The sequence below is a fragment of the Limnofasciculus baicalensis BBK-W-15 genome (genome assembly GCF_024178385.1).
GTDB classification, from domain to species: domain Bacteria; phylum Cyanobacteriota; class Cyanobacteriia; order Cyanobacteriales; family Coleofasciculaceae; genus Limnofasciculus; species Limnofasciculus baicalensis.
Genome location: NZ_JAMZMM010000500.1, coordinates 1 through 3592, shown reverse-complemented (window position 1 = coordinate 3592; position 3592 = coordinate 1). Strand labels below are relative to the sequence as shown.

4 protein-coding genes are annotated in these 3592 nt (G+C 42.2%); 3 read left to right on the top strand and 1 reads right to left on the bottom strand.

Annotated features, from left to right (window positions below; all coding sequences use genetic code 11):
- Positions 1-59: 59 nt before the first annotated feature.
- From NJ959_RS27265 to NJ959_RS27255, 3 genes are all read left to right on the top strand, one after another.
- Positions 60-350 carry a UPF0367 protein family gene (locus tag NJ959_RS27265; protein ID WP_254014902.1) on the top strand — a complete coding sequence of 97 codons (291 nt, stop codon included), beginning with the start codon at positions 60-62 and terminating at the stop codon, positions 348-350.
- A 273-nt stretch (positions 351-623) separates the two neighbouring features.
- Positions 624-1319: an energy-coupling factor ABC transporter ATP-binding protein gene (locus tag NJ959_RS27260; protein WP_254014901.1), complete on the top strand. Its 696-nt coding sequence runs from the start codon at positions 624-626 to the stop codon at positions 1317-1319.
- A 109-nt stretch (positions 1320-1428) separates the two neighbouring features.
- Positions 1429-1977: an NYN domain-containing protein gene (locus NJ959_RS27255; RefSeq protein ID WP_254014900.1), complete on the top strand. Its 549-nt coding sequence runs from the start codon at positions 1429-1431 to the stop codon at positions 1975-1977.
- A 72-nt stretch (positions 1978-2049) separates the two neighbouring features.
- On the opposite strand, the gene ctpB is transcribed toward NJ959_RS27255, so the two are convergent.
- Positions 2050-3369, bottom strand: coding sequence for a carboxyl-terminal processing protease CtpB (ctpB, locus tag NJ959_RS27250; RefSeq protein ID WP_254014899.1), 1320 nt, complete (start codon positions 3367-3369; stop codon positions 2050-2052).
- Positions 3370-3592: the final 223 nt, after the last annotated feature.

The following is a 3592-nucleotide window of genomic DNA, read 5'->3' as shown; positions in this document are numbered from 1 at the left end:
TTCTATTCCCGATTCCCTAAGATAATAAAAGAAAGAATGCCTAGGAATTAAGCTGAAGAATGTTCACAATAGACTTGACTCTAAAATACATGTCCATGCCGCTGTCCGTACAGCGCAAGGAGGCAGAAGGGGCTGAGGCGACTTACCAGGAAATTATTACAGCCATGCGCTCCAAGGAACCTCAGTTGTTGGAATTGAGCTGCGATCGCCAGACAGAGAAGAAAATTGCGGTTTTTAGCGATCGCATTAGTGCTGTGATGATTTCTGAGAAATCCAGTACTGCTTCATCGGGGCGATCTCCTGGTTTCTTTTCTATGGCTGAAGAGGAGGTTGTTAAGGGTGAAGGATGAAGTGTGAAGGATAAAGTGTGAAGGATAAAGTGTGAAGGATGAAGGATAAAGTGTGAAGGATGAAGGGTGAAGTAAAAATCAGGAATTAATTCAGGAGCTTGTCTTCTTGAATACTTATTTTAGTATTTTCATACTTTACCCTTCATACTTCATGTTTCAACATACTTCATACTTCATCTTTCAACATTCATTTTTCATACTTCATGTTTCAACATTCATACTTCAACCTTCAACCTTCAACCTTCATCCTTCAACCTTCATGTTTTATTCATTATGAATGAAGAAACTGGCAGCAACGCCATAACTGAAAAAGCAATTAGCGTCAGGAATCTGTCCTTTACCTGGCCTACAGGAGCATCTGTTTTGCGCTCTTGCTCTCTGGAAGTTCCCAAGGGTGAGTTTTGGATGCTCTTGGGGACAAATGGTAGTGGGAAATCTACTTTACTTCAATTGCTAGCGGGACTATTATCACCCCAATCGGGGGAAATTGAGATTTCAGGATTAGTGGGTTTTGTTTTCCAGAATCCGGATCACCAACTCGTAATGCCTACAGTTGGAGCAGATGTGGCATTTGGGCTGGTGGAAGAAAAGCTTTCAAACGATCAAATTCGTGCCAGAGTGAGGGAAGCTCTAGCGGCAGTGAATTTGCTCGATTTTCAGCGCCGCCCGATTTACGCTCTCAGTGGTGGACAAAAGCAGCGGATTGCGATCGCAGGTGCAATCGCTCGTCAGTCGGAGGTTTTACTTTTTGATGAGCCTACTGCACTCCTCGATCCCGATACTCAACTTGACTTGGTAGCACAAGTGCAACGCTTGGTTAAAAGTCGCGGTTTAACTGCCCTTTGGGTGACGCACCGCTTGGAGGAATTGAATTATTGTGATGGCGCGTTTCTGTTGGAACAAGGTAAGGTGGTAGATCGAGGAGAACCACAACGCCTCAAGCAAAGACTTATGAAGGATGAAGTATGAATTATGAAAATTATTACTTTATTTGTGTTACAATCTCTATTTCGCTTTTATTTTATAATAAACACTTCATATTTCATCCTTTATATTAATAAATAATTGACCTTGAAGAATGTCTCCTCACCCACCCCAGACTATTTTACTAGTTGATGGATATAATATAATTGGTGCTTGGTCTAGATTGAACAAAACCCGCGATCGCCAAGGACTTTGTGCTGCTCGCCAAGAGCTAGTCGAGGCTTTAATTAATTATAGTGCCTTTGTTGGCTACACAACTCAGATCGTCTTTGATGCTCAGTATCAAAAGTCACAGGCTCATCAGGAAGGATTCACTAATTTTTTGTCTGTTTGTTATACCGACTTTGGACAAACAGCCGACAGTTATATTGAAAAATTCTGTGCTTCGTTTCGCAGTCAGGAGGAGAGACAAAGACAACGATTAATTGTTGCTACTTCAGATCGAGAACAAAGGTTAGTTGTAGTAGGATATGGGGCAGAATGGATATCATCCCTACAACTAGAGTGCGATGTAGGATTGACTGCTCGACAAGTTAATATCAAACAGCGATCGCAAAAGCAATCTCGGAGTCGTTTTTTATTTAATTCTCTCGATCCCAAAGCTCAGGAAATTTTAGCTAAATGGCGTAATGGTGGTAATTAGTTGTTTGTTGTTTGTTTTTTGTTGTTTGTTGAAAATCCAATAACCAATAACCAATAATCAATAACTAGTCAGTTACCGAATACTAATTGGCTTTACAGGTTGACTTGCCCCTGGTGGAGTTAGAGCAATATTTTCCAGAGATGCGATCGCTTGCTTGTATTGAGGATCGTCGCTAGTGGCTCGTAACTCTGGGTTTATTGCCAGACGCTTTTGCTGCTCGGTGCTTAAGTCAAGTTTGATGTCGGGCACAATACCCTTATGGTTGATATCAGCACCGCTAGGAGGATAGTAACGAGAAATTGTTACAGCCAAGCCGGAACCATCAGATAATGAATGAACTGACTGAACAACTGCTTTACCAAATGTACGAGAACCAACTATAGTTGCTCGTTTATTATCTTTGAGCGCTCCAGTGAGAATTTCGCTAGCACTAGCGGAGTTTCCATCTACCAATACTACCAAGGGAAGTTGAGTGATCGCAGATTGGTTAGCAGAAAATTTCTGTTCGCCGCCTTTACGATCGATCGTGTGAACAATTTCGCCATTATCGATCCACATCCTGGCAATTGCAATACTGGCATGGAGTAATCCCCCAGGATTTCCCCGCAAATCTAAAACATAGCCATCTATTTTCTGAGAGTTGAGATTTTTAATGCTGCGCTCCATTTGTTCCGCTGCATGGGAGCTAAATTCATCCAAAATGATATAGCCAACCTTCATCTTCCCTTCTTGCTTGACGCTAGAATGGACAGCGGGTAGTTCGATCTGAGCGCGAGTCAGCTTGACATCGAAGATACCTTTATCTTCTCTAGATATCTTTAAAGTAATATCTGTACCTACTTCCCCTCGAATTAAAGCAGAAGCTTCTTCTGCTGTCATTCCTTCTGTAGATTTACTATCAATAGCGACGATTTCATCTCCAGATTTAATATCAGCTTGAGCGGCTGGAGAATTTTCGATGGGTTCGACAACCATTAGCTTTTGATTTTTTTCGTTCAAACCTAAACGAATCCCTATCCCAGATAATTCTCCTGCCGTTTGGCTGGTTAGGGATTTAAACTGCTCTGGATCTAGGAAACGGGTATAGGGATCTGCCAAAGGCTCCAGAGCTTTGCGGATTGCATCGTAGGCTTGTTGTTTGGAGGTGTAGTCCCTGCTAAGTAGCTGTTTGCGGGTTACTTGCCAATCTACGTTGTTGAATGTGTTGTCTACATAGTCGCTATTTACAATTTGCCAGACTTCATCAACGATGTTTTTTGGGCTATCCTGAAGAGCAGCAAATACCGAGCGATCGCCCATTGGTGCCAAAAGAGAAAAAGCTGCTGTCGTTGCGATCGCTCCGGTAAAGAAGATGCTTTTGAGCCAGGGGAAGGGTTTGGTGTATTGGTTCATGGATAAGGGGGAATGGGCACTCGGCCTTGGGATTTTACAATTTGCTTACAGTCGAAATTTGTTCTTTGAGTTACTTATGTTTAAGTCTATTTTTACGCTTTAGTGTAGTTTGTGGTGAATTGCGATCGTCCTTAACGCCACAAAAGTCTGGTACTACCTCTTTTCCTAGGGTACTTAAATTATCCTAACCACCTCCAGCAATTTTGTGCCACTTTCCTGACTG